Origin of the sequence: Frateuria sp., from assembly GCF_035695185.1 — a bacterium.
In the GTDB taxonomy this organism is placed as follows: domain Bacteria; phylum Pseudomonadota; class Gammaproteobacteria; order Xanthomonadales; family Rhodanobacteraceae; genus Frateuria_A.
In genome coordinates this window covers 1-24,619 of sequence record NZ_DASSES010000107.1, presented here as the reverse complement: position 1 = coordinate 24,619, position 24,619 = coordinate 1, and the positions used below count along the sequence as shown (strand labels likewise).

The window sequence follows — 24,619 nt, the reverse complement described above, 5'->3', positions numbered from 1 at the left end:
CCACCGAGGCCACCGCCGTGTACTACATCACCGAGACCGCCAAGCCCTTCGCCCAGGCCGCCGAGGACCTGGATGCCGCCGTGCGCCGCCACGGCTTCGGCGTGCTGCACGTGCACGACATCGGCGCCACGCTGCGCGGCAAGGGCGTGCCGTTCGAGCGCGAGTGCAAGGTGTTCGAGGTGTGCAACCCGCGGCAGGCGGCGACGGTGATGGCGACGGACATGCGCCTGAACATGGCGCTGCCGTGCCGCATCTCGGTCTACACCGAAGGCGGCCAGACCCGCATCGGCATGATCGAGCCCGACCATCTGCTCGGCATGCTGTCGGACGATCCCGCCCTGCAGCCCGTGGCGGACGAGGTCCAGACGCAGATGCGCCGGATGATCGACGAGGCCCGCTGATGCGCCACGCCCGTCCACTGCCTGTACTGGCCTTCGCCGTCGCGCTGCTGGCCGGCTGCCACGGCGATGCGCCGCCGGCGCCGCGCGCGGCAAGCGCGCCGATCGACCTGGCCAGCCGCGTGGTGCGCCTGCAGGAGGCGCCGCGTGAACAGGCCTGGGACGGCGTGGTCGAGGCGGTCAACCAGGCCACCGTGTCGGCGCAGACCGCCGGCCGCGTGGTCGAGCTGCCCTACGACGTCAACGACACCGTGCCCGAGGGCGCGGTGATCGTGCGCTTCACCGACGTCGAGCAGAAATCCGCGCACAACCGCGCACAGGCCCAGATCGCCGCGGCGCAGGCGGCCTATGACGAGGCGGAGGCGTCCTACAAGCGGGTCGCCGCGATCGCCGCACGCGGCCTGGTCGCGCGCCAGCAATTGGACCAGGAGCGCGCCCGGCGCGATGCGGCACGGGCTGCGCTGCAGGCGGCGCAGGCGCAGTTGCGCGAGATCGGCCAGCAGCTGGACTACACCGTGGTGCGCGCGCCCTACGCCGGTATCGTCACGCGTCGCTTCGTGCAGGTGGGCGAATCGGTGCAGCCGGGCCAGCCGCTGATGGCCGGCGTCTCGCTGAAGGACCTGCGCGTCACCGTGCAGGTGCCGCAGAGCGCGGTCGCCGCGATCCGTCGGCTCAACCATGCCGAGGTACTGCTGGCCGATGGCGCACGCCGCGTCGCGGCCACCAAGGTAACGGTGTTTCCCTACGCCGACCCGGACACGCACACCTTCAGCGTGCGGCTGGAGCTGCCGGGCGACGACACCGGCCTGTATCCGGGCATGACGGTCAAGGTCGCCTTCGCGGTCGGGCGCGAGCGCCGGCTGCTGGTGCCGGCCTCGGCGCTGGTACAGCGGGGCGAACTGCAGGGCGTGTACGTGCTGGGGCAGGGCGCGCCGCAATTGCGCCAGGTACGCACTGGCGCGCGCTACGGCGATTCGGTCGAAGTGCTCGCCGGCCTGGACGACGGCGAGCGCATCGCGCTCGATCCGGCGGCCACGGCGCGCTGGATCGGCGTGCACCGCGGCGAGGCCGCGCCATGAGCGAGCCGAAGCTCGGCTTCTCCGGCCGCATCGCACGCGCCTTCCAGGCATCCCCGCTCACTCCGATCCTCGCGCTGGCCGCCCTGCTGCTCGGCCTGGCCGCGGCGGCGATCACGCCGCGCGAGGAAGAGCCGCAGATCGACGTGACCATGGCCAACGTGATGGTGCCGTTCCCCGGTGCCGACGTGCGCGACGTGGAAAACCTGGTGGCCTTCCCGCTGGAGCAGAAGCTCGCCGAGATCGAGGGCGTCAAGCACGTCTATTCGATGAGCCGGCCGGGCATGGCGGTGCTGACGGTCGAGTTCCAGGTCGGCGTGCCGCGCCAGAGCGCGATCGTGCGGTTGTACAACCAGGTTTTCCAGAACCAGGACTTCGTGCCGCCGGGGCTGGGTGTCGGTCCGCCGCTGATCCGGCCGATGGGCATCGACGACGTGCCGGTGATGTCGCTCACGCTGTGGAGCGATGCGCCGGCGCAGAACCCGACCCGGCTGGCCGAGGTGGCGCACACGCTGGAGACCGATCTCAAGCGCATCCCCGGCACGCGCGACGTCTACGCCCTGGGCGCGCCGACGCGGGCGGTGGTGGTGGAGCTGGATGCGGCGCGTCTGGCCGCCTACGGCATGGCGGTGGGCGACCTCGCGGGGGCGCTCAAGGCGGCGAACGTGGTCGCCCAGGCCGGCGACCGGGTGACCGGCGACCGCGACGTGCCGGTCACCGCCGGCACCTTCCTGGCCAACGCCGGGGACGTGGCCAACCTGGTGATCGGGCTCAAGCACGGCCAGCCGGTGTTCCTCTCCGACGTGGCGCGCATCCACGCCGGCGCCGACCTGCCGGGCCGCTATGTCTGGTTCGGCGCGCCCGCGGGCAAGGACGGGCCGACCGGCAACGCACCGGCAGTCACCCTCGCGGTGGCCAAGAAGCCGGGCGCCAATGCCGCCGACATCACCACCGCCATCGCCGCACGCCTGGCTGCGCTGCGAAACGTGTCGATCCCGGCCGACGTGCACGTCACGGTCACCCGCGACTACGGCCAGACCGCCACCGACAAGGCCGACAAGCTGATCCACAAGCTGATCTTCGCGACCGGCTCGGTGGTGCTGCTGGTGCTCCTCGCGCTGGGCTGGCGCGAGGCGATCGTGGTCGGCAGCGCGGTGATCATCACCTTGATGCTGACTCTGTTCGCCTCCTGGGCGATGGGATTCACGCTCAACCGGGTATCGCTGTTCGCGCTGATCTTCTCGATCGGCATCCTGGTCGACGACGCCATCGTGGTGGTGGAGAACATCCACCGGCACATGGCGCTCGGCGGGCGCACCCTGCGCGAGGCGATCCCGGAGGCGGTGAGCGAGGTGGGTGGGCCGACCATCCTGGCCACCTTCACGGTGATCGCCGCGCTGCTGCCGATGGCGTTCGTGTCGGGACTGATGGGGCCGTACATGCGGCCGATCCCGATCAACGCCTCGGCCGGCATGCTGCTGTCGCTGGCGGTGGCGCTGATCGTCACGCCGTGGCTGGCGCTGAAGCTGCTGCGCCACCACGCACACGAAGGCGACGCCGCGGCGGTGCCGGCCGACAGCCGCCTGCACCGGGTCTTCGACCGGGTGATGACGCCGTTCATCGCCGGCGACAGGGCGCGCCGCCGCCGGCGCCTGCTGTTCGCCGCGATGGGCGTGCTGGTGCTCGCCGCGGTCGGGCTGGTGGTGGTCCGGGCGGTGGTCCTCAAGATGCTGCCGTTCGACAACAAGTCCGAGTTCCAGGTGGTGGTCGACATGCCCGAGGGCAGCACGCTGGAGCGCACCAACCGCGTGCTCGGCGAGCTGGCCGCGGCGGTGTCCAGGCTGCCCGAGGTGGCCAACTGGCAGGGCTATGCCGGCACCGCCGCGCCGATCACCTTCAACGGGCTGGTGCGCCAGTACTACCTGCGCAGCGGCGCCAACGTCGGCGACCTGCAGGTGAACCTGGTCGACAAGTCCCTGCGCCACCGCCAGAGCCACGCCATCGCGCTGGCCATCCGCCCGGCGCTGGCGAAGATCGGCGCCCGCTACGGCGCCTCCGTGAAGATCGTGGAGGTGCCACCCGGCCCGCCGGTACTCGCGCCGATCGTCGCCGAGGTCTACGGGCCGGACGACGCCACCGTGCGGCGCACCGCGCTGGCGCTGGAACGCCGCTTCAAGGCCAACCCGGACGTCGTTGACGTCGACTCCAGCGTGGAGGACCCCGCCCCGCGCGAGGTGATGGTGGTCGACCGCGAGCGCGCCGCGCGGCTGGGGCTGGACCAGGCCGGCATCGCGCAGGCGCTGCGCACCGCGCTGTCCGGCGAGGATGCCACCTACCTGATGGACGGCCACGCCCGCTACGCGGTACCGGTGCGCCTGCGCCTGCCGCCCGGCGACCAGGCCTCGCTGGCCCAGCTGCTGGCGCTGGAAGTACGCGCGCAGGGAGGTGCGCTGGTGCCGCTGTCCGAAGTCGTGAGCGTGCGCCCGGCCACCTGGGAGCAGACGATCTACCACAAGGACCTGCTGCCCTATGCCTACGTCACCGGCGACGACGCCGGGGCCACCGACAGCCCGCTGTACGGCATGTTCAGCCTGGTCGGCACGCTGCGCCACCAGGACGTGGCCGGCGCGCGCCTCGGGCAGCACTTCATCGCGCAGCCGGAAGACACCTCCGCGCCGTCGGTGAAATGGGACGGCGAGTGGCAGATCACCTACGAGACCTTCCGCGACATGGGCCTGGCCTACTCGGTCGGCCTGCTGCTGATCTACCTGCTGGTGGTCGGCCAGTTCAGGAGCTACCTGGTGCCGCTGATCATCATGGCACCGATCCCGCTGACCGTGATCGGGGTGATGCCCGGCCATGCGCTGGTGGGCGCGCAGTACACCGCGACCTCGATGATCGGCATGATCGCGCTGGCCGGCATCATCGTGCGCAATTCGATCCTGCTGATCGACTTCATCAACCACGCATTGGCCGCCGGGCGGCCGCTGGGCGAGGCGGTGGTGGAGGCCGCGGCGGTGCGCGCCAAGCCGATCGTGCTGACCGGCGTGGCGGCGATGGTCGGCGGCTTCTTCATCATCGACGACCCGATCTTCCAGGGCCTGGCGGTGTCGCTGATCTTCGGCATCCTGGTGTCGACGGTGCTTACCCTGCTGGTCATTCCGCTGCTCTACTACGCCTGGCTGGCGCAGCGGGCGCCACCTTCGCAAGGAGACGTGACGTGAGCGAGACGCAGACGGTCGAGGTCAGCCTGACCCAGGTGGGCGAGTACGAGTTCAACGTGCGCTTCGACGGCGCCGCGATGGGCGAACTGGCCACCGACGAGCCGCCGCCGCTGGGGCAGGGCCATGGTCCCAACCCCTCGCGCCTGCTGGCCACCGCGGTAGCCAACTGCCTGGCGGCCAGCCTGCTGTTCGCGCTGCGCAAGTTCGGCAACGCACCGGCACCCCTTGCCGCCAGGGCACGCGCGAGCGTCGCGCGCAACGCGGCCGGTCGCTGGCGGGTGCCGCGCATCGAGGTCGACCTGCAGCTTGCCGACGCGGCCACCTCGCTGCAGCACCTGGACCGCGTGCTGGCGCAGTTCGAGGACTTCTGCGTGGTCACCGGCAGCGTGCGCCAGGGCGTCGAGGTCGACGTGCGGGTGCTCGATCCGGCCGGGGTAGCGTTGCCCGTGCGCAACGGATAGCCGCACGGCGTCCCGAGTTGATCGTGATCAAGGCCGCTCGCGCCCGGCGGCCTAGGGTGGGGCGTGTCCGGCGCCGGTCGCGCCCGGACCGAGCAACCCTCGCCGGAGGAGCGCCATGAGCGTCGCCAAGGTCATCGAAATCATTTCCGAATCACCTGACAGCGTGGAGGATGCCGTGCAGCAGGGTCTGGAACGGGCCGCCCGCACGCTGGACGGGATCAAGGGCGCCTGGATCAGCGAGACCAAGGTGGTCACCGGGCCCGACGGCAAGATCATGGCCTGGCGCGTATGCATGCGGGTCAGCTTCGTGATCGGCTGAAACGCTGCGATTCGCAAGCCGCCGCACATGCAGGTTGCGGCCGGAGTCATCGTCATGAAGGGTTTTGTGCCATCCGGGACCCGCCATTACGCCGATCGCCAGGACGCCGGCCGGCAACTGGCCGAAGCGTTGAGTGCCTATCGCGGACAGCGCCCGCTGGTGCTCGCCATACCGCGCGGCGGCGTTCCCGTCGGGCGCATCGTCGCCGATGCGCTGGACGGCGACCTGGACGTGGTGCTGGTGCGCAAGCTCGGTTCGCCGGTCAACTGCGAGCTCGCCATCGGCGCCGTCGACGAGCAGGGACGCGTCCAGCTGTCGGCGTGCTCCGGTGTGGTCGGCGCGGGCATGGGCTACGTGAGGGCCGAGGCGGCCCGGCAACTGGCGGTGATCCGCAAGCGGCGCGCCAGCTACAGTCCGGGCCGCCATCCGGTCGACCCTACCGGTCGCGTGGTGATCGTCGTGGACGACGGGCTGGCCACCGGCGCGACCATGCGCGCCGCGCTGGACGCGGTGCGCCAGCAGCATCCGGCCGTGCTGGTGGCGGCGGTGCCGGTGGCGGCGCCGGACAGCCTGGACGGCCTGGACGAGCTGGCCGACGAGGTCGTCTGCCTGTACGCGCCGACGCGGTTCCGGGCCGTCGGCGCCTTCTACGAGGATTTCCGGCCGGTCGACGATGTCGAGGTCCTGCGGCTGCTCGCGGCGCCCCCGAAGGCGGCCGCCGGACTACCGGCGCCGGAGCCGGTGACGTTCGACCTGCCGGACGTGAGCCTGCCGGGCGACCTGGCGGTGCCGCCCCACGCGCGCGGGCTGGTCATTTTCGCCCACGGCAGCGGCGCCGACCGGGGCAGCCCGCGCGACCGCAACCTCGCGCAGTTCCTGCAGCAGGCTGGCATGGCCACCTTGCTGTTCAACCTGCTGACCCCGGAAGAGGAGCTCTCGCGCGCCGCGGTCTTCGACATCGCGGCGCTCGCCGACCGGCTCGCCGCGGTGGTGGCCCGGGTCCGGCAGGACCCCGTGCTGGGCCAGCTGCCGCTGGGCCTGTTCGGCGCCAGCACCGGCGCCGGCGCGGCGCTGGCGGTGGCCGCGCAGCGGCCGCGCGACGTCGCCGCGGTGGTGTCCAGGAGCGGGCGGCCGGATCTGGCCGGTGCCGGGACCCTGGCCCGTGTGACCGCGCCGACCCTGCTGATCGTCGCCGGCGAGGACCGGCAGGTGGTCTCGCTCAACCGCGCCGCGCAGCGTCGTATCCCGGGCAAGAACGAACTGGCGGTGGTGCCCGGGGCGACCCACCTGTTCCAGGAGCCCGGCACCCTCGAGGCGGCCTCGAAGCTTGCCCGCGACTGGTTCGCCCGCTGGCTGGGCGCACGGGTGCGCGCACCGCGCCGGCGGCCGGTCGACGGCCCCGGGGCGGGCCGGCTCGCGGGTTAGGACGACGCAGCCGGTCAGGGCTGGATACGCCCGTCGACGATGCGGATGCGCCGGTCGGCCTGGGCGGCGAAGTCGGGGTCGTGGGTCACCACCGCCACCGCACGGCCCTGCGCGTGTGCCAGCGCCAGGATGGTGCGCTGGACGTTGCGGCTGGCGACGCTGTCCAGGTTGCCGGTCGGCTCGTCGGCCAGCACCAGCATCGGGTCGTTCGCCAGCGCGCGGGCAATCGCCACGCGCTGGCTCTGGCCGCCGGACAGCTGGCGCGGCCACTTGTCGCATTGCGAGCCGAGGTCCAGCCCGGCGAGCAGGGCACCCGCCCGCTCGCGGATCGTGGCCTCGTCGTAGAGGCCCAGCCGGCGCATCGGCAGCATGACGTTTTCGCGGGCGCTGAATTCCGGCAGCAGGAAGTGCGCCTGGAATACGAAGCCGATCGTGCGCAGCCGCGCCTCCGAGCGTTCGTCCTCGCCGTAGTCGCTGGTGTCGGTGCCGCCCAGCCAGATGCGCCCGGCCGTGGGCAGGTCGAGCAGGCCCATCAGGTAGAGCAGCGAGGACTTGCCCGAGCCGGAGGGACCGGTGATCGCCACGCACTCCCCGGCGTCGATGCGCAGGCTGGCCTCGTCGACCAGCGTGACCGGCACCTCGCCCTCCAGTCGGCGGGTCACGTGCTCCAGCCGGATCGCCTCGGCCATCAGGTGCCCCCGCGCAGCACGTCGACCGGCTCGACCTTGGCCGCGCGCCGCGCCGGCAGGTACGCGGCGATCATCGCCGCGAGCATCGCCACGCCGCCGGCGAGCAGGAACTGGAACGGGCTCCAGTCGATCGCCAGGTAGGTGACGTCGGTGCTGCCCGGCACGCGGAAGTGAATGCGCATCAGGCCGGCCATCAGCCCGCAGCCCAGCCCGATGCCGAACACGTTGCCGACCGCGCCGATCAGCGCGCCCTGGGCGAGGAACATGCCTTCGATGTCGCGCGCCTCGAAGCCCATCGCGCGCAGGATCGCGATGTCGCGCTGCTTCTCCAGCACCACCGTGGAGATCACGTTGTAGATCCCGAACGCGGCCACCACCAGCACCGCGCCGACCACCGCGTACATGATCACGCTGCGGATCGCCAGCGCACTCATCAGGTCCTCCGAGCGTTCCTGCCAGGACACCGTCTTGTAGCGCACGCGCCGCTCGATGCGGGCCGCCTCGGTGCGCGCGGCGTTGGGGTCGGCCAGCTTGATGACGATGGTGTTGATCCGGTTCGGCCGGTCGAGCATGGACTGCACGCGCTTGAGCGCGACGAACGCCTGGCCTGCGTCGAAGTCGGACCGGCCGGTATGGAACAGGCCGATGATCTTGAAAGTTCGCACCTGGCCGGTGGTGCTCGCCACCCGCAGGTTGTCGCCCATCGACAGGCTCATGCGCCGTGCCAGCTCGTCGCCGACGACGATGCCGTTGGGGTTGGCTTCGAGCTCATCCAGCGAGCCGCGCACCATGTAGCGGCGGATCGTCGAGACCTGTGCGTACTCGCTGGCGACGATGCCGTACAGCCCGATCGCGCGGTCCTTGCCGGCGAAGCTTGCCAATGCCTGGCCGCTCAGCACCGCCGAGGCGCGCAGACCCGGCGTGCGCCGCAGGTAGTCCAGGATCTGCGGGTAGCCGCGGATGCCGCGCATCTCGGTCTGCGGGACCAGGTGGCGCAGCTGCACCACGGCCCGCGGGAACAGCTGGCTGACCGGTTGCAGGGTGGGGTTGCGGTACTCGTCCTCGATGGTGATGTGCGGCGCGTTGTCGACCAGCCGATGGATGATGTCCTGCTCCGAGCCGCGCATCATCGCGGAGATCGAGAGGAAGAAGGACACGCCCAGCACCACGCCCAGCAGCGAGACGATGCTCTGGCGTCGGCGCGCCAGCAGGTGCCGTGCGGCGATGTCCACCAGCAGCCGGATCACGGGCGTGCCCCGGCGCCGGCCACGCGAACCTTCGCGTTTTCGCGCAGGCCGTCGGCCGGCGAGGCCACCACCGCGTCGTCCCCGGACAGGCCCGCGGTGATCTCGACCTGCCGCTCGCCGTGGATCCCGACGGCGACCCGGCGCGACTGCAGCCGGCCTGCGCGCACGATCCACACCCGGTCGCCGGCAAGCGCGCCGTCGGGCAGCAGCAGGGCGTGGTCGTGGCGGCGCACGATGACGTTGACCTCGGCGGTCATGCCGACCCGTAGCGGCGTGTCCCCGTCGATCGCGATGCGCACGCGGTAGCTGCGGCCGGTCGGATCGCCCTTGGGCGTGACGCTGCGCACGCGCCCCTGGAAGACCCGGCCCGGGAACGCGTCCGCACGGATCAGCACCGGTTGGCCCGGTGCGATCCGCGCGATGTCTTCCTCGTCGACATCGGCAGTGATCCGCGGCGGCGAATCGACGGCGAGCCAGAACAGCGTGGTGCCGGGCGTCATCAGCTGGCCGATCTCGCCATCGCGGCGGATCACCGTGCCGTCCGTCGGCGCCAGCAGCCGCGCGTAGCGGAGCTCGGCCCCGGCACGGGCGACGGCCGAGCGCGCCGACAGCCAGTCCGAGCGGGCCTTGTCGTACTGCGTGCGCGCGATGACCCCGCGCGGGAGCAGGGCGGCGTAACGGCGGTACTCGGCCTGCGCGAACGCCTCCTGCGAGCGCAGTTGCGCCAGGTTGCTGGCCAGGTCGGTGTCCTCCAGCCGGCCCAGCTGCTGCCCGGCGTGCACGCGGTCGCCTTCGTCGACATCCAGTTCGACCAGCCGCGCGGTGATGCGCGCGGCGATCGGCAGCATGACGGTCGGTTCCACCGTGCCGGTGGCGTAGACCGCATCGATGGCCGTGCCGCGGTGCGCGTGCACCACGGCCACGCGTGGCGGCAGCAGCCGCCAGGTCGCCAGGCCAGCCAGGGCGAGGACCAGCACGGCGCCCACCAGCCATGCGGCCACATGGCGGTGTCGCGCCGGATGCGGCGGCGCGGGGCCGACGGCGGCTACCGGTTTGGCGTGGGGTGCATCGTCTGGCATCAGGGGCTCCGGCGAGCGGGGGCGGAAGCCATCCGAAGCGCGCCGAACCGTTCGGTGCCACAGCGTAGGTCGCCAATACCGGTGGGCGTTGATGCATGTCAATCGGCGCCGCGGGCCCACCGTCGCCGGAGCGGCAGGGACGATGGTCGATCCGGCTTGATGTCGATCAACCCGGCGCCGGCGGCGCGGCGTAGCGTCGACGCTGGCCCGACGGGCGCGATGCCCGAAGGGCTTCCCCCCGCATCGATTGGAGGCTTGCCATCATGACCATGCTTACCCGTTGGAACCCCTTGAAGCCGGTTTCACGGACCGAACCGGGCGACTTCGACGAGCTGTTCCGCAACTTCGGGCTGCGCGCCATGTTCAGGGACCTGGAAGTGGCGCCGGAGATCCGTGTCGACGTCAGCGAGAGCGACGAGGCCTATGACATCCAGGCCGACGTGCCGGGCGTGCGCAAGGAAGACATCGACATCACGATCGACGGCAACCAGGTATCGATCACCGCCGAAGCCAAGCGCGAGACCGAAAAGAAGGACGGCAACCGTGAAGTGTGCAGCGAACGCTACTACGGCCAGGTGTTCCGCTCCTTCAGCCTGCCCACCGACGTCGACGACGCCAGGGCGGAGGCGCGCTACGAGAACGGCGTACTGAGCCTGCACCTGCCCAAGAAGCCGAACGGCCAGCAGCGGCGCATCAAGGTCGGTTGACCCCGATGGCGACCGCGCGAGGGGCGCCCGCGTGGGCGCCCCTCTCTTTTTGTTGCCGTACTGCCGGCTGGGGCGCAGGCGTCGCGGCGCTCACCCTGCCGAACGCGCCGGCACCGGGCCCGCCGGATGCCGTGCTTCCGGCGTCGGCGTGTTCCGCTGCAGGATGGCCTTGAGCGCCTCGCCGCTGAGGGTTTCATGCAGGAGCAGTTCCCCCGCCGCCGCTTCCAGTGCGACCTGGTGACGGCGCAACACGTCGGTCGCCGTGAGCAGGGCCTGATCGAGCAACTGGCGCACCGCCTGGTCGATCGTCGCCGCGGTGCTCTCGGCGTAGCGGCGGGGCTGCCAGGCATCGGCGGTCCCGAGCAGCGGCGCCGTGTCGGTTTCGTAGCTGACCGTGCCAAGTTCCACGGTCATGCCGTGGCGGGTGACCATCGCCCGGGCGAGTTCGGTCGCCTTGGCCAGGTCGTCGGCGGCACCGGTGGAGGCCTCGCCGAAGATCATCAGTTCGGCGGCGCGGCCGCCCAGCAGCATCGCGAGGCGTTGCGTCAGTTCCTGCCGCTGCATCAGGAAGCGGTCCTCGGTGGCGCGCTGGAGGGTGTAGCCGAGCGCCTCGATGCCGTGCGGCACGATGGACAGCTTCTGCACCTGGATGTCGCCCGACAGCGCCACCGCGACCAGCGCGTGGCCGACCTCGTGGAAGGCGACGATGCGCCGTTCCCTGGCGCTGAGCACGCGGCTGTGTTTTTCCAGGCCGGCAACCACGCGCTCGAGCGCGCAGGTCAGGTCCTCCATGCCCACGTCGGTCGCGTCGCGACGCGTGGCGAGCAGGGCAGCCTCGTTGGCGAGATTGGCCAGGTCCGCCCCGCTGAAGCCGGTGGTCAGCGAGGCGATCTGCTCGACATCCACATCCCTGCCGAGCACCAGCCGGGCCAGGTGCACGCGCAGGATCGCCATGCGCTCCTGCTTGTCCGGCCGGTCGATCAGGATCTGGCGGTCGAAGCGGCCGGCGCGGAGCAGGGCGGGGTCGAGGATCTCCGGCCGGTTGGTGGCCGCCAGCAGCACCACGCCGCCGCTCGGGTCGAAACCGTCCATCTCCTTGAGCAGCTGGTTGAGCGTCTGCTCCTTCTCGTCATGCCCGCCGGTGGAAACGTACGCGCCACGCGCCCGCCCGACCGCGTCCAGTTCGTCGATGAAGATGATGCACGGCGCCTGCGCCCGCGCCTGCTCGAACAGGTCGCGCACGCGCGCGGCACCGACGCCCACGAACAGCTCCACGAATTCCGAGCCGCTGATGGAGAAGAACGGCACGTCCGACTCGCCGGCCACCGCGCGGGCCAGCAGCGTCTTGCCGGTGCCCGGTGGCCCCACCAGCAGGATGCCCTTGGGCATGCGCGCGCCCAGCCGTCCGTAGCGCTTGGGATCGCGCAGGAAGCTGATGACTTCCTTCAGTTCGTCCTTCGCCTCCTCGGCGCCGGCCACGTCGGCGAAGGTGACGCCCACACCCCGTTCGACGTACACCTTCGCCTTGCTCTTGCCCACGCCCAACAGGCCCGACGCGCGGCCCCCGCCGCCCACGCGCCGGGTCAGCCCCAGCCACAGGGCGAACAGGAGCAGGCCCGCGACCAGCCAGGCCAGCGCGTGGCCGAAAGGATTGGTGGGCGGCTCGGCGCTGAACTCCACCCCGGCCGCAGCCAGCGCGTCGGCCAACCCCGGCTCGACCGGGACGGTGGTGAAGTGCCGTGCGACCGCTCCCGGCCGGGCGGGCTTGAACGTCCCGCTGATCCGGTCCCGTCCGACCTCCACGCTCCCGATCTTCCCGGCCGCCAGCGCCGCGCGGAATGCGCTGTAGGGGATCGACGGCGCCTGCGGGACGGCCAGCATCAGCTGCAGGCCGAGCAGGATGACCAGCGGCACCAGCCAGTACCAGAGCACGTCGTGCCGGGGAGTATCCATAGCCTTGCTTATGCCCATGCGGGCGGGTCGCGCGCTTGATGCAGGTCAAACCGGCGCAACGCCGGCGCGATCAGGCCGGCGGGTGCGTGGCGCCGCGGACCGCCGAACCGCGCCGCTGGAGATAGGCCTCCGACGCGTAGCGACGCATCATGCGATGGGCGTTGAAATAGCTGGCGAGCTTGGCCACCGATTGCTTCATCATGCCGATCCAGCCGGCGCGGTTGCGCTGGTACAGCGGCAGCACCACCTGCTCCAGGCAGTCGTAGAGCTTCCTGCTCGCGGTCGCATCGTCGTGTTCCTCGCCCAGCGACCAGCCGGTGACACCGTCGATGCACCCTTCCACCCACCAGCCGTCCCGCACGCTCAGATTGAGTACGCCGTTGGCGGCGGCCTTCATGCCACTGGTGCCGGAGGCCTCCATCGGCGGCAGCGGCGTGTTGAGCCAGACGTCGCAGCCGGCCACCAGCACCCGCGCGGCCGCCAGGTCGTAGTCGGGCAGGAACACCAGCCGGATCTGCGGCGCCAGTTCCCGGGCGAGCGCGTGCAGCTGGCGCACCAGCGCCTTGCCCGCCTCGTCGCGCGGATGCGCCTTGCCGGCGATGACCACCTGGAACGGCGACTTCGCATGGATCGCGCGCAGCCGCGAGGTGTCCGTGAACAGGAGCGTGGGCCGCTTGTAGGCGGTCATGCGGCGCGCGAAACCCAGGATCGGCAGCTGCGCATCCAGTGCCACGCCCGTGTGCCCGGCGACGTGGGCGATCAGGTCGGCGCGCGCGCGCTCGTGGGCCTGCCAGACGTCGGCATCGGGTACCTGGTCGAACCGCGCGAGCGTCTCCGGGTCGTGCACCCAGCAGTCCGAGCAGCGGTTGAAGAGGGCGGCGAAGGCCGGATGCACCCAGTCGGGCAGGTACACGCCGTTGGTCACCGCGCGCACGTCGTAGCCGGGGAACAGCCGCTCGGTCACCTCGGCATGGCGCACCGCCACGCCGTTGACGAAGCCGGCCAGGTTGAGCGCGAGCTGGGTGAGGTTCAGTGCCTGCGGTCCGGCCAGCAGGCGGACCTGCCCGCTGTCGAGGTAGCCCGGCAGCAGGCGTTCGTACAGCGCGTACGGGAAGCGGTCGTGCCCCGCCTCGACCGGCGTGTGCGTGGTGAAGACGCACGACCTGCGCACCGGGCCGGCATCGAAGGCCAGCTCGCCGGCGCCGACCGTGTCCGGCGGCAACGGGTAGCGGCGCAGGAGCTCCAGCCCGAGCAGCGCCGCATGCCCCTCGTTCAGGTGGTAGGTGGCGATCTCGAAGCCAAGTGCGTGCAGCACGCGCATGCCGGCGATGCCGAGCACGATCTCCTGCCGCAGGCGATAGGTCGCATCGCCGCCGTACAGCACGCCGGTGATGCCGCGGTCCTGCGGATCGTTCTCCGGCAGGTCGGTGTCCAGCAGCAGCACCGGCAGGACGTGTCCGAGGCGTCCCTGCAGCCGGTAGAGCCACGGGCGCACCCACACCTCGCGGCATTCGACCAGCACGGCAACCTTGGCGCGCAGGGGATGGACGAAGGTTTCGGGTGCCCACGGATCGGCCGATTCGAGCTGGTTCCCCTGCGCGTCGAAGGCCTGGCGCAGGTAGCCCTCGCGCGACATCAGGGTGACGAAGACCATCGGCAGCTCGAGGTCGGCCGCGGCCCGCGCGGTGTCGCCGGCGAGCACGCCGAGGCCGCCGGCGTAGGTGTGCATCGGCGGCTCCAGTGCGATCTCCATCGAGAAGTAGGCGATGTGCGTCCGGGGCAGGAAAGGGCCGATGGCGGCCATGGTCGACGGGAGCCCGGTCGCGGTGACGGCCGCATCCCGCGTATCGGGGTTCACGTGCGCGCTTCCATCTCGCGCACGTGCCCGCGGGTCAGCGCCCGGCTCATCTCCTGCAGGTAGACGCCCAGCGCGCCGTAGATGTCGTCCAGGCTGAGCAGGCCGCACAGGCCGCCCTTCGGATTGACCACCGGCAGGCGGCGGACGCCGTAGGCGCGCATGCGCGCCACCGCGTCGAGCAACAGCTCCTCTTCCGAGCAGGTCGCCGGCTCGCGGGTCATCACGTCGGCCACCCGGAGCCGCGCACAGGGCGCTTCCGGCGCCACGACCTCCAGCACGATGTCGCGATCGGTCAGCACGCCGACCGGAATGCGCTCGCCGTTGGGCTGCTCCACCACCACGAGCACCCCGACGTGTCGCGCGCGCATCAGTCGCGCGGCATCCGCCACGGAGGCGGCGGGGCTGATCGAAACCGCCTCGTGCGTGCATATGTCGTGGACTCGCATGGTCTCGGCCTCCCGCAACCGGGAGCGTGGCCCGGCCGGTGCCGCGGCGAATTGACTTCGGTCAACGGGAGCGTGCGCCGTGCGGCCCCTGCGGGAGCGATGGCCGTGCCCGTGTGTGCCGCCACGACGGGCTCTTCATTGACGCCCGGCAATGGCCGCCGTAATTTCGGGACCCATCTGTCCGTCCATGGAGCCTTCCATGGTGACGAGAAACGAGGCCCTGGACCCGTACCGCCTGCTGGCGGCCGCCATCGTGCTGCTCGCCATATGCTGGCTGCCGCCCGTTCCGATCGATGAGACGCGCTACCTCGCCGTCGCCTGGAACATGCACTGGCGTGGCGACTGGCTGGTTCCCTGGCTCGATGGCATGCCCTATCCGGACAAGCCGCCACTCCTGTTCTGGCTGATCAACGTCACCTGGTGGGTGACCGGCATCCATGCGTGGGCGGCCCGGCTCCTGCAGGTGGCGATGGGGCTGCTGACGCTGCCGCTGCTGCGCCGCCTGGCCAGGGAGCTGGGCGCGGACGCGTCCACGGCATCCCTGGCCGGGTGGCTGTGGCTCGGCAGCCTTACCTTCGCCGGCTATGCCGGTGCGCTGATGTTCGACATGCTGCTGTGCCTGTGCGTGCTGGTCGCCTGGCTCGGCGGCGTGTGGCTTTGGTACGGGCGCCTGCGCTCAGGCGCCGCGATGCTTGCCCTGGGCCTGGGACTGGGGCTGCTCGCGAAGGGACCGGTGAGCCTGCTGGTCGGCGGCCTGCCGGTGCTGCTGGGGCCGTGGTGGTGTGCACCGACCCCGCGGCCGCTCCGCCGGCCCTACCTGGCCATCGCGCTCGGCCTGCTCGGCGGCGCGGCGCTGGCGCTCGCCTGGGCGGTGCCGGCGGCCATGCATGGGGGCCCTGCCTATGCCAACGCCATCTTCCTCGGACAGACCGCCGGCAGGGTGGCGGAGAGCTTTGCGCACAACCGCGCGCTCTGGTGGTATCTGCCGATCGTGCCGGTGCTGCTGCTTCCCTGGCTCATCGGCCTGGGCCGGACCGGGCCGGCACGCGAACGCGAAGCGGCCGCACCGCGCTGCGACCGCTTCGCGCTTGCGGCAACCCTGCCGGCCTTCCTCGCCTTCTGCGTGATCAGCGGCAAGCAGCCGCATTATCTGCTTCCGCTCGTGCCGGCGATCGCGCCCGCAGCCGCCCTCCGGCTGGCCTCGGGGCGCTGGCGGGTGGTCGGGTGGCGCATCGGGCTGCTGCTGCTGGCGATGCCGGTGGGGGCCTGGTTCGCGCTCGGGCGTTTCGCGCCACAGGCGCCGCCGGGCGTCCACCTGGCACTGGCCGGCGCCGCCCTGGTCGGCGCAATCCTGCTGGTGCGCGGGAGGCGCGCGCTCGACGTGGCAACCGCCGCGCTGGCGATGATCGTGGTGGCGGCCCTGGTCAAGGGGGCCTTCCTCGCGGGTTCGGCCTCGCGCTACTCCGTGGCGACAGCCTCGCGCATGGTCGCGGAGGCACAGCGCGCGGACGTGCCGCTGCTGATGCTCAACCACCAGAACGGGCTGTTCACCTTCGCCGGCCGGCTGACGGCCGCCATTCCGACGGCGCCCGGCCCGCGCTACGTGGCGGCCTGGGTCCGGGCCCACCCGCGCGGCTGGGTGATCAGCAGCGACATGGACTACGACTACGCCGCCGTGCCGCTGTACCGGCAACCCTTCCTCGGTCGCCGCCTGGCGATCTGGCGGGCGAGCGACATCGCACGCGAAGCGATGGCGGCAAGCGAAGCCCGCCAAACGGCGCGAGGGCGGCCACCTCACAGCAAGGCTCCCGTGGGCATGTGAGACGGGGCCCCGTCGTGCTGCTGCGGACATTGAGTGCCGCTGCCCGCGTCCGACGTAGGAGCGCACCCGAACGCGAGCGCGGACCAACCCGGTAGCGCGCGGGTACGCCCCTGCACGGGCCAGCGCGGGCTTTCCTAGCCACCCATGGTGGCGGCCAGGCGGGCCCGCAAGGCGGCCAGCGGCAGGGTATTGACCACGTCCTTCGCTTCAATCCAGCCACGCCGCGCCTGGCCGATGCCGAAGCGCAGCGCCGCGAAGCCGGACGCGTCGTGGGCGTCGCTGCCGATCGCCAGCGGCACGCCGGCGGCCTTGGCCAGGCGGCAGTGCGCGTCGTTCAGGTCCAGCCGGTCCGGGTGCGCGTTGGCTTCCAGGAAGCAGCCGCGATCCCGCGCGTGGCGCACCACCCGTTCCATGTCCACCGCGTAGGCGGCGCGCTGCTCGATCAGGCGCCCGGTCGGGTGCGCCAGGATGCTGAAGCAGCGATGGTCCATGGCGCGCAGCAGGCGCGCGGTCTGCCGTTCGCGGGACAGGTCGAAGTGGCTGTGCACGGCAGCGACCACCAGGTCGAGGCGGGCCAGCAGCGCATCCGGAAGATCCAGCCGTCCATCCTCAAGGATGTCCACCTCGATGCCCTTCAGAAGCACCGGCGCCGCGTGCGTGTCGTTGAAGCGGTCGATCGCTTCGATCTGCGCCAGCAGCCGGCGCCGGTCCAGGCCGCCGGTCACCGCGAGGCCGCGCGAGTGGTCGGTGATCGCCAGGTACTCCAGCCCCGCGGCCGCGGCAGCGCGGGCCATCGTCTCCAGATCGGCGCCGCCGTCGCTGGCGTTGGTGTGGCTGTGCAGGTCGCCGCGCAGGTCCCCCGGCGTGATCAGCGCGGGCAGCGTCACGGCCGCCGCGGCCTCGATCTCGCCGGCGTCCTCGCGCAGCTCGGGCTCGATGACGGGGAGGTCGACGGCGGCATAGACCGAGGCTTCGGTATCACCCGCGAGCCGGCGGCTGCCGCGATACACGCCGTACTCGTTGATCTTCAGCCCGCGCTTGCGCGCCCGCGCCCGCAACGCGAGGTTGTGCGCCTTGGAACCGGTGAAGTAGACCAGCGCGGCACCGAGGCTCGCCGGCCGGACCACGCGCAGATCCACCTGCAGCCCGCTGCGCAGCACCACGCTCGAGCGGGTCTCCCCTTGCGCCAGCACATGCTGCACCAGCGGATAGGCGAGGAAGCGTTCGCTCAGCGCGCGGCGATGGCGGGTGGCCACCAGCAGGTCGATGTCGCCGACCGTCTCCCGCCAGCGCCGCAGGCTGCCGGCCAGCACCACCTGCGCGGGTTCCGGCGCCGCCTGCAGGAAAGCCGCCAGCGCCTCGGCCTGCGGCAGCGCGGCCGACAGCTTCCAGCGGGGCGTGGTGCCCAGCGATTGCACCGCGGCCTCCAGCAGGTGGCGCTCGGTGTCCTTGCCGAAGCCCTTCAGCGTGCGGATGCGGCCGGCTCGCGCGGCGCGCAGCAGTCCGCGGACCGAGCTGACACCCAGTTCCTCGTGCAGCCGCAACGCCCGCCGCGGACCGAGGCCCGGCAGCCGGAGCAGGGCGGTCAGGCCGCGCGGGTGGGTATGCCGCAGTTCACGCAGCAGTGCGCATGAGCCGGCCGCCAGGATCTCCTCGATCTTCCCCGCAAGGTCGTCGCCGATGCCCGGCAGGTCGGCCAGCGGATGGTCGGCATCGCGCCAGGTGTCCAGCGGCTGCGGCCAGCCGCCGATCGTGCGCGCGGCATTGCGATAGGCACGCACGCGGAATGGGTTGGCGCCGTCCAGTTCCAGCCAGTCGGCGATCTCGTCGAAGACGGCCGCGACCTCGGCGTTGCTGGCGGCGACCACGGGAGAGGCGGCGGGCAGGGCGGTGGACTGGGCCATGGCATGGGCCTCCGGTGCAGGCCTACGCTGCCACGCACGAGGGCATCCGGCTTGACGTGGATCAAGCCTCGCCCCGCCTGCCGTGGAGGGCACGGCGCGCCAGCCAGAGTCCAGGGATCATCGGCAGCCAGGTGGTGCAGCCGCGCAGCAGCAGGGTCCCCGCCAGCGCGCCTTCGATCGGCACGCCCTGCATCGACAGCGCCGCCACGCTGGCCGCCTCGAAGGTGCCCAGGCCCATCGGGATCGGACTGACCGTCGCCACCATCATGGCCAGCAGGAAGCTCGGGTAGGCCACGCCGTAGGAGGCGTGCAGCCCGAGCGCCTGCAGCATGGTCCAGAGCGTCGCCGCGTCGGTGGCGATGACGGCGAGGTTCAGCCCGGCGGTGGCGGCCAGCAGTCGGCCGCGGCGCAGCAGGCGGCCCATCGGCGCCGCAGCGGCGGCATCCAGCAAGGCGGTCACGCCCGGCAGGCGTTCCAGCCATGCGGGCGCGCGCCGTCCATAGTGGTGCAGCGCGAACAGCGCGAGCGGCGCCGCCGCCGCGACCATGACGAAGACGACGGTGACGGTCGTCATCCACGGGCGCGCATCGTGGCGGAGCCACAGCAGGCCCATGCCGGCCAGGGCCGAGAGCAGGTAGGCGCCATGGAAGCCGATGAAATTCGTCATCAAGGCAGCCATGCACGCCGGCCTGGGCACGCCCTGGCGTGCCAGCACGCCGACCAGGAAGGCGGTGCCGCCGATGCCGCCGGTCGGCACGGACTGGTCGACGAACAGCTTGGCGACCGAAAGGCCGATCAGCGAGCGCCAGGAGCGGGGAGCGCCGGCACGATCCAGTCCCAGCCACCAGGCGGTGGCGACGCAGGCGTAGGTGGTCGCCTGCAACACCACGGCCAGGCCCAGCCAGGCCGGCGCGAGTGAACCCAGCAGGTCCAGGAAACGTTCCACCTCGCCACGGCGCAGGACGACGCCGGCGAGGGCGGCCAGGGCCAATGCACCCAGGAGCCACCCGGTCCATTGCAGCGTGGCCGCCGGCCGGTCGCCGCCCGCGGGGGGCGATGGCCAGTGGCTGGACGCAGACGGGTCGTGGTCCATGGGATCGGCTTGGGTGAGGACGGCGTACGGGCCCATGCCATCACGACCGGCCTCTCCCGGCTTGAGTTGCGTCAAGAACGGCGCCGATCGCCGCGGATTTGATGCCTGTCAACGGCGTGCGCGTGCGGTCGTGCATGGTGGCCGACATGGATCATTCATTCCGTTGCGCGGCCGGACCTGCGGCTCCCTCGGGAGAGGCCGCCCCATCGGCCTGCGCCGGGCTGTCCGATGCCGAAGCGGCCCGTCGCCGGGCCCGCGATGGCCCGAACGAGTTCCGCCATGCCGGCTCCGGCCTGCTGGCCACCCTGGCCGGCGCCCTGGCCAATCCGCTGGTGGCGATCCTGATCGCGGCAGCGGCAACTTCCGGTGTGCTCGGCGACGTCCTCGGCGCGCTGATCATCGCGGTGATCGTGCTGCTGAGCCTGGTGCTCAACGCCACGCTCGGCTTTCGCTCGCAGCGGGCGGCGGAGCGGTTGCGCGCCGAGATCACGCCGATGGCGACGGTCTGCCGCGACGGCCGGTGGCAGGAGCGCCCGCGGCGGGAACTGGTCCGGGGCGACCTGATCCGGCTCTCGGCCGGCGACCGCATTCCGGCCGATGCGCTTCTGCTCGAGGCCCGCGATTTCCACGTGCAGCAGGCTGCGCTCACCGGCGAGTCTCTGCCGGTCGAGAAAGAGCCTGCGCCGGCCGACGCCGCCACGGGTCCCGAGTCGAAAGGCAAGGTGTTCCTCGGTTCGTCCGTGGTCGCCGGCACCGCCGTGGCCGAAGTGGTCGCCACCGGTCGGGCCACCGCCTTCGGCGAAGTCGCGGCACGGCTCGGCGAGCGGCCGCCGCTGACCGAGTTCGAGCGCGGCCTGAAGGACTTCGCCGGGCTGATCATGCGCACCGTCGTGCTGCTGGTGCTGCTGGTGCTGCTGGTCGGCGTCGTGCTGCATCGTCCGCCTTTGCAGACGCTGCTGTTCGCGCTGGCGCTGGCGGTGGGCCTGACGCCGGAATTCATGCCGATGATCACCACGGTCACGCTGGCGCGTGGCGCCGTGCGCATGGCGCGGCGGCGGGTAATCGTCCGCCACCTCGCGGCGATCGAGGACTTCGGCAGCATGACCGTGCTGCTCAGCGACAAGACCGGCACGCTCACCCGCGGCGACACTGCCGTGGACGGCAGCTGGGACGCGCAGGGGCAGCCGTCGCCCCGCACCGCGCAGCTGGCCGCCCTGAATGCCCGCTTCGAGACCGGCACGCGCAGCCCGCTCGATACGGCGATCCTGCGCGACTGCCCGGCGCCCGCGGCCGGCTGGACCAAGCTGGACGAGATCCCGCTCGATTTCGAACGCCGCCGCATGAGCGTGGTCGTGGCGCGGGCAGGGGAGCGGTGGCTGGTCGCCAAGGGGGCGCCCGAGTCGATCCTGTCCGCCTGCACGCAATGCGAAGTCGCCGACGGCAATGCACCGCTCGATGCGTCACGGCGGGCCGCCTGCGAACGCACGTACGAGGCGATGGGCGAGCGCGGCCTGCGCGTGCTCGCGATCGCCTGGCGGCCGGTCGAGGCGCAAGCGCGCTATGCCGTTGCGGACGAGACGGGGCTCGTCCTGGCCGGCTTCGTCTCATTCGTCGATCCGCTCATGCCGGGCGTCGCCCGGGCCTTGCAGGCGCTCGCTCGCGACGGCATTCCGCTGAAAGTGCTCACCGGCGACAACCCGCGCGTGGCGCGCTACACCTGCGAGCAGGCGGGCATCGAACCGGGCCGCGTGGTGACCGGCGACGAACTGCTCGGCATGAGCGAAACCGCGCTGGGCCTGCTGGCCGGACGCACGCGCGTGTTCGCCCAGGTCACGCCCGAGCAGAAGCACCGCATCGTGGTGGCGCTCAAGGCGCGAGGCGAGGTGGTTGGCTTTCTCGGCGACGGCGTCAACGACGCGCCCTCGCTGCACGCGGCCGACGTGGGGATCTCGGTGGCCGATGCGGTCGACATCGCGCGCGACAGCGCCGACATCCTGCTGCGCGAACGCAACCTGGAAGTCCTCCACGCCGGGGTGCTCGAGGGACGCCGCGCGTTCGCGAACGTCATGAAGTACCTCTTCATGGGCACCAGCTCGAACTTCGGCAACATGTTCAGCATGGTCGTCGGTGCGCTGGTGCTGCCGTTTCTGCCGATGCTTCCCTCGCAGATCCTGCTCAACAATTTTCTGTACGACCTCGCGCAGACGACGATTCCCTCGGACAACGTGGACGAGGCCCAATTGCGCGGCCCGCAGCGCTGGAGCGTGCCGCTGATCCGCCGCTTCATGGTCGGCATCGGGCCGGTGAGTTCCCTGTACGACCTGCTCACCTTCTACGTGCTGATCCATGGGCTGCATGCCACGGCCGAGACCTTCCATACCGGCTGGTTCATCGAGTCGCTGGCCACGCAGACGCTGGTGGTGTTCGTCATCCGCACCCGCGGCAACCCGCTGCGCAGCCGCCCGGCCGCGTTGCTGGTGGCCAGCGTGGTGACGGTGGTCGCGCTGGGTCTGGTGTTGCCGTGGACGCCACTCGCCGGCATGTTCGGCTTCGTGCCATTGCCGCCGGCATTCTTCGCCTTCCTGGCCATCGCGACCGGCAGTTACCTGTTGCTCGTGCAGTTGCTCAAACGTCGCTTCATGCGCGCGGCGGAGCCGTCGCGCGCAGCATCCCGCAAGTAGGCCTCCCCCTCGACAGCCACCGCGAGGCCGGCCCGTTTCCTGCGGCCGAGTTCCTTCACGACATCGGGCTGCGCGTCCTTCGATCGGTTGATGTGCATCAACGCCACGCATTGCCATCGACCTAGGTTCCGGTTGCGCGCCAGATGCGCGCGGCAAGACCGAGGGCTGCGGCGAAGTCATGCCGGCAGCCACGCACCGAAATGGAGGACACAATGATTACCCGGAGACAATTCCTGCAGGCGTCGGCATCGTTGGCGCTGGTACCCATGCTTCCGCGCGAAATCATGGGCGCGACCAGCTTGCGCACCCGGCCTTCGTGGCCGGCTTTCCGCGATGGTCCGTTGTATCCGTCGTTCCTCGACGCCGTGCGCAAGATGCGCGCGAACTCCGATTCCACCCGGCCAGGGAGCTGGGCCTACTGGACGAACGTGCACGCGAACTATTGTCCGCACCGCAAACCGTATTTTCTTGCGTGGCACCGTGGTTTCCTGGTGCGCTTCGAGGCGCAGCTGCGCAAGGCCTCCGGCAACAGTGCGCTGGTGCTTCCCTACTGGAACTACTACGAGCACCCGATGATCCCGGCGGAATTTCGCGACTCGACCTCGCCGCTCTACCAGCCCAACCGCACGGGCTCGGACGTGTCCGGTGCCTGCACCCTCGGCGCCTTCGATCCCACCCTGATCAACTTCCAACGAGGCAAGACCGACGCCTTCGAGCCGGCGGTGGAAACCGCGCCGCACAACGGCGTGCACAACCTGATCGGCGGTGCGATGGACAACATTTCCATTTCGCCGCGCGATCCGATCTTCTGGGTGCACCACGCGAACATCGACCGCCTGTGGGACGCCTGGGTGCTCGCCGGGGACGGCCGCCACATGCCGGCCAAGACCGCGAGCTACTGGTCCGGATCGTTCCACTACGGCACCGCGGTCTCGTCGGTGAAGCGGGTGAACACCTACGCGCCCAGCATCCTCGGCTACCGCTACGACGACACGGCCATGCCGGCGAGCCAGCCGAACAACCTGGCCGCGCCACTGCCGTCCATCCAGGAGGTGTTCGCTACGCCACTGGCCGTGCAGGGTGGGTCGCTGGGCGGCGTGGGCGGCCTGGCGCTCGGCCCGCGGTCGGCGCGCGTGCGGATCCCGCTGACCGAGGAAGGGCGCAACCGCGTGCGCAGCCGGGTCACGACCCCGGGGCAGGCCGCCGACGCGGTGCGCATCGTGCTCGATGGCGTCGACCTCACCTCGGCGGGGGCACGGGGCGGCTTCTTCTACAAGATCCTGCTGAACCTGCCGGCCCAGGGGCTGGCGCAACCGGAGCAGACCTATCTGGTCGGCACCCTGGGGCCTTTCGAAATCAGCGTCGCGCGCCATGCGCGGATGATGGCCGGCGGCGGCAGCCCGATGGCCATGAACGGGCCGGTGCGGCTGGTGCTCCCGGCGCGGGACGTACTCAGCCGGATCTGGCCCGAGCCGCTGGACGCCCTCACGGTCAGCTTCGTGCGGGTCGATGCCGGCGGCGCCCCGCAGAGCGATGCCATTGCGATCGATCGCGTGTCGGTGGAGGCCGACTGACCCAAGCCGTGGCGTGTTCCCGTTCCGGGTGCGCCCGGCGGGAACACGCCCCACCGCGCGCCCGGTCGGCAGGCAGACCCTGCGCTGGCACCGAAACCCCAGGGAATCCGGCGGGTTCTTCACGGGAGACGCACGCACCAGTAGCCTCACTCACCCACCATCCTTCCGGGAACGCCTCCAGATGAGCACTACCGCGTGATGTCCGATCTGCTGGTCCAGGCCCTGCTGGCGATCCTGTGCGGCTCGCTGGTCGGTTTCTCGCTCGCGCTGATCGGCGGCGGCGGCTCGATCCTCGCCACGCCGCTGGTGCTCTACGTGGTCGGCGTGCGCGATCCGCACGTGGCGATCGGCACCAGCGCGCTCGCCGTGGCCGCCAACGCGTTCGCCAACCTGGTGCCTCATGCGCGTGCCGGCAATGTGCGCTGGAAGGTGGCCTTCGTGTTCGCGGCGAGCGGCGTGGTCGGCGCGTTCCTGGGCTCGAGCCTGGGCAAGGCGATCAACGGCAGGCACCTGCTGGTGCTGTTCGCGCTGCTCATGCTGGTGGTCGCCGCGCTGATGGTGCGCGGACGCGGGCGGGGCGGGGCGGACCGCTACCCGCGGCCGCACATGTGGCCGCGGCTGGGTGCGGTCGGATTGGGCGCGGGCGGCCTGGCGGGCTTCTTC

At 71.4% G+C, this 24,619-nt stretch carries 18 protein-coding genes and 1 pseudogene; 11 read left to right on the top strand and 8 right to left on the bottom strand.

What is annotated here, in order from left to right; all coding sequences use genetic code 11:
* The first annotated feature begins 17 nt into the window (after window positions 1–17).
* The 6 genes and pseudogenes from VFH59_RS08745 to VFH59_RS08720 all read left to right on the top strand — a co-directional run bounded on the left by VFH59_RS08745 (window position 18) and on the right by VFH59_RS08720 (window position 6,903).
* Window positions 18–401, top strand: a complete 384-nt coding sequence (locus VFH59_RS08745; protein WP_325164502.1) for a DUF302 domain-containing protein — start codon at window positions 18–20, stop codon at window positions 399–401.
* The gene (locus tag VFH59_RS08740) at window positions 401–1,477 is read left to right on the top strand and encodes an efflux RND transporter periplasmic adaptor subunit (RefSeq protein WP_325164501.1); all 1,077 of its coding nucleotides are present in this window, start codon (window positions 401–403) and stop codon (window positions 1,475–1,477) included. Before VFH59_RS08745 ends, VFH59_RS08740 begins: the two co-directional genes overlap by 1 nt.
* Window positions 1,474–4,698, top strand: a complete 3,225-nt coding sequence (locus VFH59_RS08735; protein ID WP_325164500.1) for an efflux RND transporter permease subunit — start codon at window positions 1,474–1,476, stop codon at window positions 4,696–4,698. The genes VFH59_RS08740 and VFH59_RS08735 overlap by 4 nt, the downstream gene beginning before the upstream one ends.
* A gap of 77 nt (window positions 4,699–4,775) precedes the next feature.
* Window positions 4,776–5,099, top strand: a pseudogene (locus tag VFH59_RS08730) (OsmC family protein); the annotation flags it as partial.
* 175 nt (window positions 5,100–5,274) lie between these two features.
* The gene (locus VFH59_RS08725) at window positions 5,275–5,478 is read left to right on the top strand and encodes a dodecin family protein (protein ID WP_325164498.1); all 204 of its coding nucleotides are present in this window, start codon (window positions 5,275–5,277) and stop codon (window positions 5,476–5,478) included.
* Window positions 5,479–5,532: 54 nt separating this feature from the next.
* Window positions 5,533–6,903: an alpha/beta family hydrolase gene (locus VFH59_RS08720; protein ID WP_325164497.1), complete on the top strand. Its 1,371-nt coding sequence runs from the start codon at window positions 5,533–5,535 to the stop codon at window positions 6,901–6,903.
* Window positions 6,904–6,917: 14 nt separating this feature from the next.
* On the opposite strand, the gene VFH59_RS08715 is transcribed toward VFH59_RS08720, so the two are convergent.
* The 3 genes from VFH59_RS08715 to VFH59_RS08705 are packed head-to-tail and all read right to left on the bottom strand — an operon-like array spanning window position 6,918 to window position 9,918.
* Entirely contained in the window at window positions 6,918–7,592 is a 675-nt protein-coding gene (locus VFH59_RS08715) for an ABC transporter ATP-binding protein (RefSeq protein WP_325164496.1), read from the bottom strand.
* A complete protein-coding gene (locus tag VFH59_RS08710) occupies window positions 7,592–8,839 on the bottom strand; it encodes an ABC transporter permease (protein ID WP_325164495.1) in 1,248 nt (415 codons plus the stop codon). Before VFH59_RS08710 ends, VFH59_RS08715 begins: the two co-directional genes overlap by 1 nt.
* Window positions 8,836–9,918, bottom strand: a complete 1,083-nt coding sequence (locus VFH59_RS08705; RefSeq protein WP_325164494.1) for an efflux RND transporter periplasmic adaptor subunit — start codon at window positions 9,916–9,918, stop codon at window positions 8,836–8,838. Before VFH59_RS08705 ends, VFH59_RS08710 begins: the two co-directional genes overlap by 4 nt.
* Window positions 9,919–10,181: 263 nt before the next feature.
* Between VFH59_RS08705 and VFH59_RS08700 the strand changes: the two genes are divergently transcribed.
* Complete coding sequence (locus VFH59_RS08700) at window positions 10,182–10,625, top strand: Hsp20/alpha crystallin family protein (protein ID WP_325164493.1); 444 nt, start codon at window positions 10,182–10,184, stop codon at window positions 10,623–10,625.
* 90 nt (window positions 10,626–10,715) lie between these two features.
* Here the strand turns inward: VFH59_RS08700 and ftsH are convergent, their stop codons facing one another.
* The 3 genes from ftsH to VFH59_RS08685 all read right to left on the bottom strand — a co-directional run bounded on the left by ftsH (window position 10,716) and on the right by VFH59_RS08685 (window position 14,882).
* Complete coding sequence (gene ftsH / locus VFH59_RS08695; protein WP_325164492.1) at window positions 10,716–12,578, bottom strand: ATP-dependent zinc metalloprotease FtsH; 1,863 nt, start codon at window positions 12,576–12,578, stop codon at window positions 10,716–10,718.
* Between the two features lie 70 nt (window positions 12,579–12,648).
* Complete coding sequence (gene glgP, locus VFH59_RS08690) at window positions 12,649–14,436, bottom strand: alpha-glucan family phosphorylase (protein WP_325164491.1); 1,788 nt, start codon at window positions 14,434–14,436, stop codon at window positions 12,649–12,651.
* On the bottom strand, window positions 14,433–14,882 hold the full coding sequence (locus VFH59_RS08685) for a CBS domain-containing protein (RefSeq protein ID WP_325164490.1): 450 nt from the start codon (window positions 14,880–14,882) through the stop codon (window positions 14,433–14,435). The genes glgP and VFH59_RS08685 overlap by 4 nt, the downstream gene beginning before the upstream one ends.
* A 199-nt stretch (window positions 14,883–15,081) precedes the next feature.
* Here VFH59_RS08685 and VFH59_RS08680 point away from each other — a divergent pair, with 199 nt between their 5' ends.
* Window positions 15,082–16,704, top strand: a complete 1,623-nt coding sequence (locus tag VFH59_RS08680) for an ArnT family glycosyltransferase (protein ID WP_325164489.1) — start codon at window positions 15,082–15,084, stop codon at window positions 16,702–16,704.
* A gap of 134 nt (window positions 16,705–16,838) precedes the next feature.
* Here VFH59_RS08680 and polX read toward each other — a convergent pair whose 3' ends face one another.
* Both polX and VFH59_RS08670 read right to left on the bottom strand, forming a co-directional pair.
* Window positions 16,839–18,608, bottom strand: coding sequence for a DNA polymerase/3'-5' exonuclease PolX (gene polX, locus VFH59_RS08675; RefSeq protein ID WP_325164488.1), 1,770 nt, complete (start codon window positions 18,606–18,608; stop codon window positions 16,839–16,841).
* Window positions 18,609–18,669: 61 nt separating this feature from the next.
* A complete protein-coding gene (locus VFH59_RS08670; protein ID WP_325164487.1) occupies window positions 18,670–19,737 on the bottom strand; it encodes a lysylphosphatidylglycerol synthase transmembrane domain-containing protein in 1,068 nt (355 codons plus the stop codon).
* Between the two features lie 110 nt (window positions 19,738–19,847).
* On the opposite strand from VFH59_RS08670, the gene mgtA reads away from it, so the two are divergent.
* From mgtA to VFH59_RS08655, 3 genes are all read left to right on the top strand, one after another.
* Entirely contained in the window at window positions 19,848–22,382 is a 2,535-nt protein-coding gene (gene mgtA / locus VFH59_RS08665; protein WP_325164486.1) for a magnesium-translocating P-type ATPase, read from the top strand.
* 266 nt (window positions 22,383–22,648) lie between these two features.
* Window positions 22,649–23,956 (top strand): tyrosinase family protein, encoded by a 1,308-nt coding sequence (locus VFH59_RS08660; protein WP_325164485.1) that lies wholly within the window; start codon window positions 22,649–22,651, stop codon window positions 23,954–23,956.
* Between the two features lie 198 nt (window positions 23,957–24,154).
* A partial coding sequence (locus VFH59_RS08655; protein ID WP_414655870.1) for a sulfite exporter TauE/SafE family protein occupies window positions 24,155–24,619 on the top strand: 465 nt, incomplete at its 3' end.

Bases quoted from the DNA above. Each gene is read 5' to 3' on its own strand.
- VFH59_RS08740 (WP_325164501.1), top strand. From the start codon at position 401: ATGCGCCACGCCCGTCCACTGCCTGTACTGGCCTTCGCCGTCGCGCTG.
- VFH59_RS08670 (WP_325164487.1), bottom strand. From the start codon at position 19,737: ATGGGCCCGTACGCCGTCCTCACCCAAGCCGATCCCATGGACCACGAC.
- VFH59_RS08715 (WP_325164496.1), bottom strand. From the start codon at position 7,592: ATGGCCGAGGCGATCCGGCTGGAGCACGTGACCCGCCGACTGGAGGGC.
- VFH59_RS08660 (WP_325164485.1), top strand. From the start codon at position 22,649: ATGCTTCCGCGCGAAATCATGGGCGCGACCAGCTTGCGCACCCGGCCT.
- VFH59_RS08685 (WP_325164490.1), bottom strand. From the start codon at position 14,882: ATGCGAGTCCACGACATATGCACGCACGAGGCGGTTTCGATCAGCCCC.
- VFH59_RS08720 (WP_325164497.1), top strand. From the start codon at position 5,533: ATGAAGGGTTTTGTGCCATCCGGGACCCGCCATTACGCCGATCGCCAG.
- mgtA (WP_325164486.1), top strand. From the start codon at position 19,848: ATGGATCATTCATTCCGTTGCGCGGCCGGACCTGCGGCTCCCTCGGGA.
- polX (WP_325164488.1), bottom strand. From the start codon at position 18,608: ATGGCCCAGTCCACCGCCCTGCCCGCCGCCTCTCCCGTGGTCGCCGCC.
- VFH59_RS08680 (WP_325164489.1), top strand. From the start codon at position 15,082: ATGGTGACGAGAAACGAGGCCCTGGACCCGTACCGCCTGCTGGCGGCC.
- VFH59_RS08705 (WP_325164494.1), bottom strand. From the start codon at position 9,918: ATGCCAGACGATGCACCCCACGCCAAACCGGTAGCCGCCGTCGGCCCC.
- VFH59_RS08735 (WP_325164500.1), top strand. From the start codon at position 1,474: ATGAGCGAGCCGAAGCTCGGCTTCTCCGGCCGCATCGCACGCGCCTTC.
- ftsH (WP_325164492.1), bottom strand. From the start codon at position 12,578: ATGGATACTCCCCGGCACGACGTGCTCTGGTACTGGCTGGTGCCGCTG.
- VFH59_RS08725 (WP_325164498.1), top strand. From the start codon at position 5,275: ATGAGCGTCGCCAAGGTCATCGAAATCATTTCCGAATCACCTGACAGC.
- VFH59_RS08700 (WP_325164493.1), top strand. From the start codon at position 10,182: ATGACCATGCTTACCCGTTGGAACCCCTTGAAGCCGGTTTCACGGACC.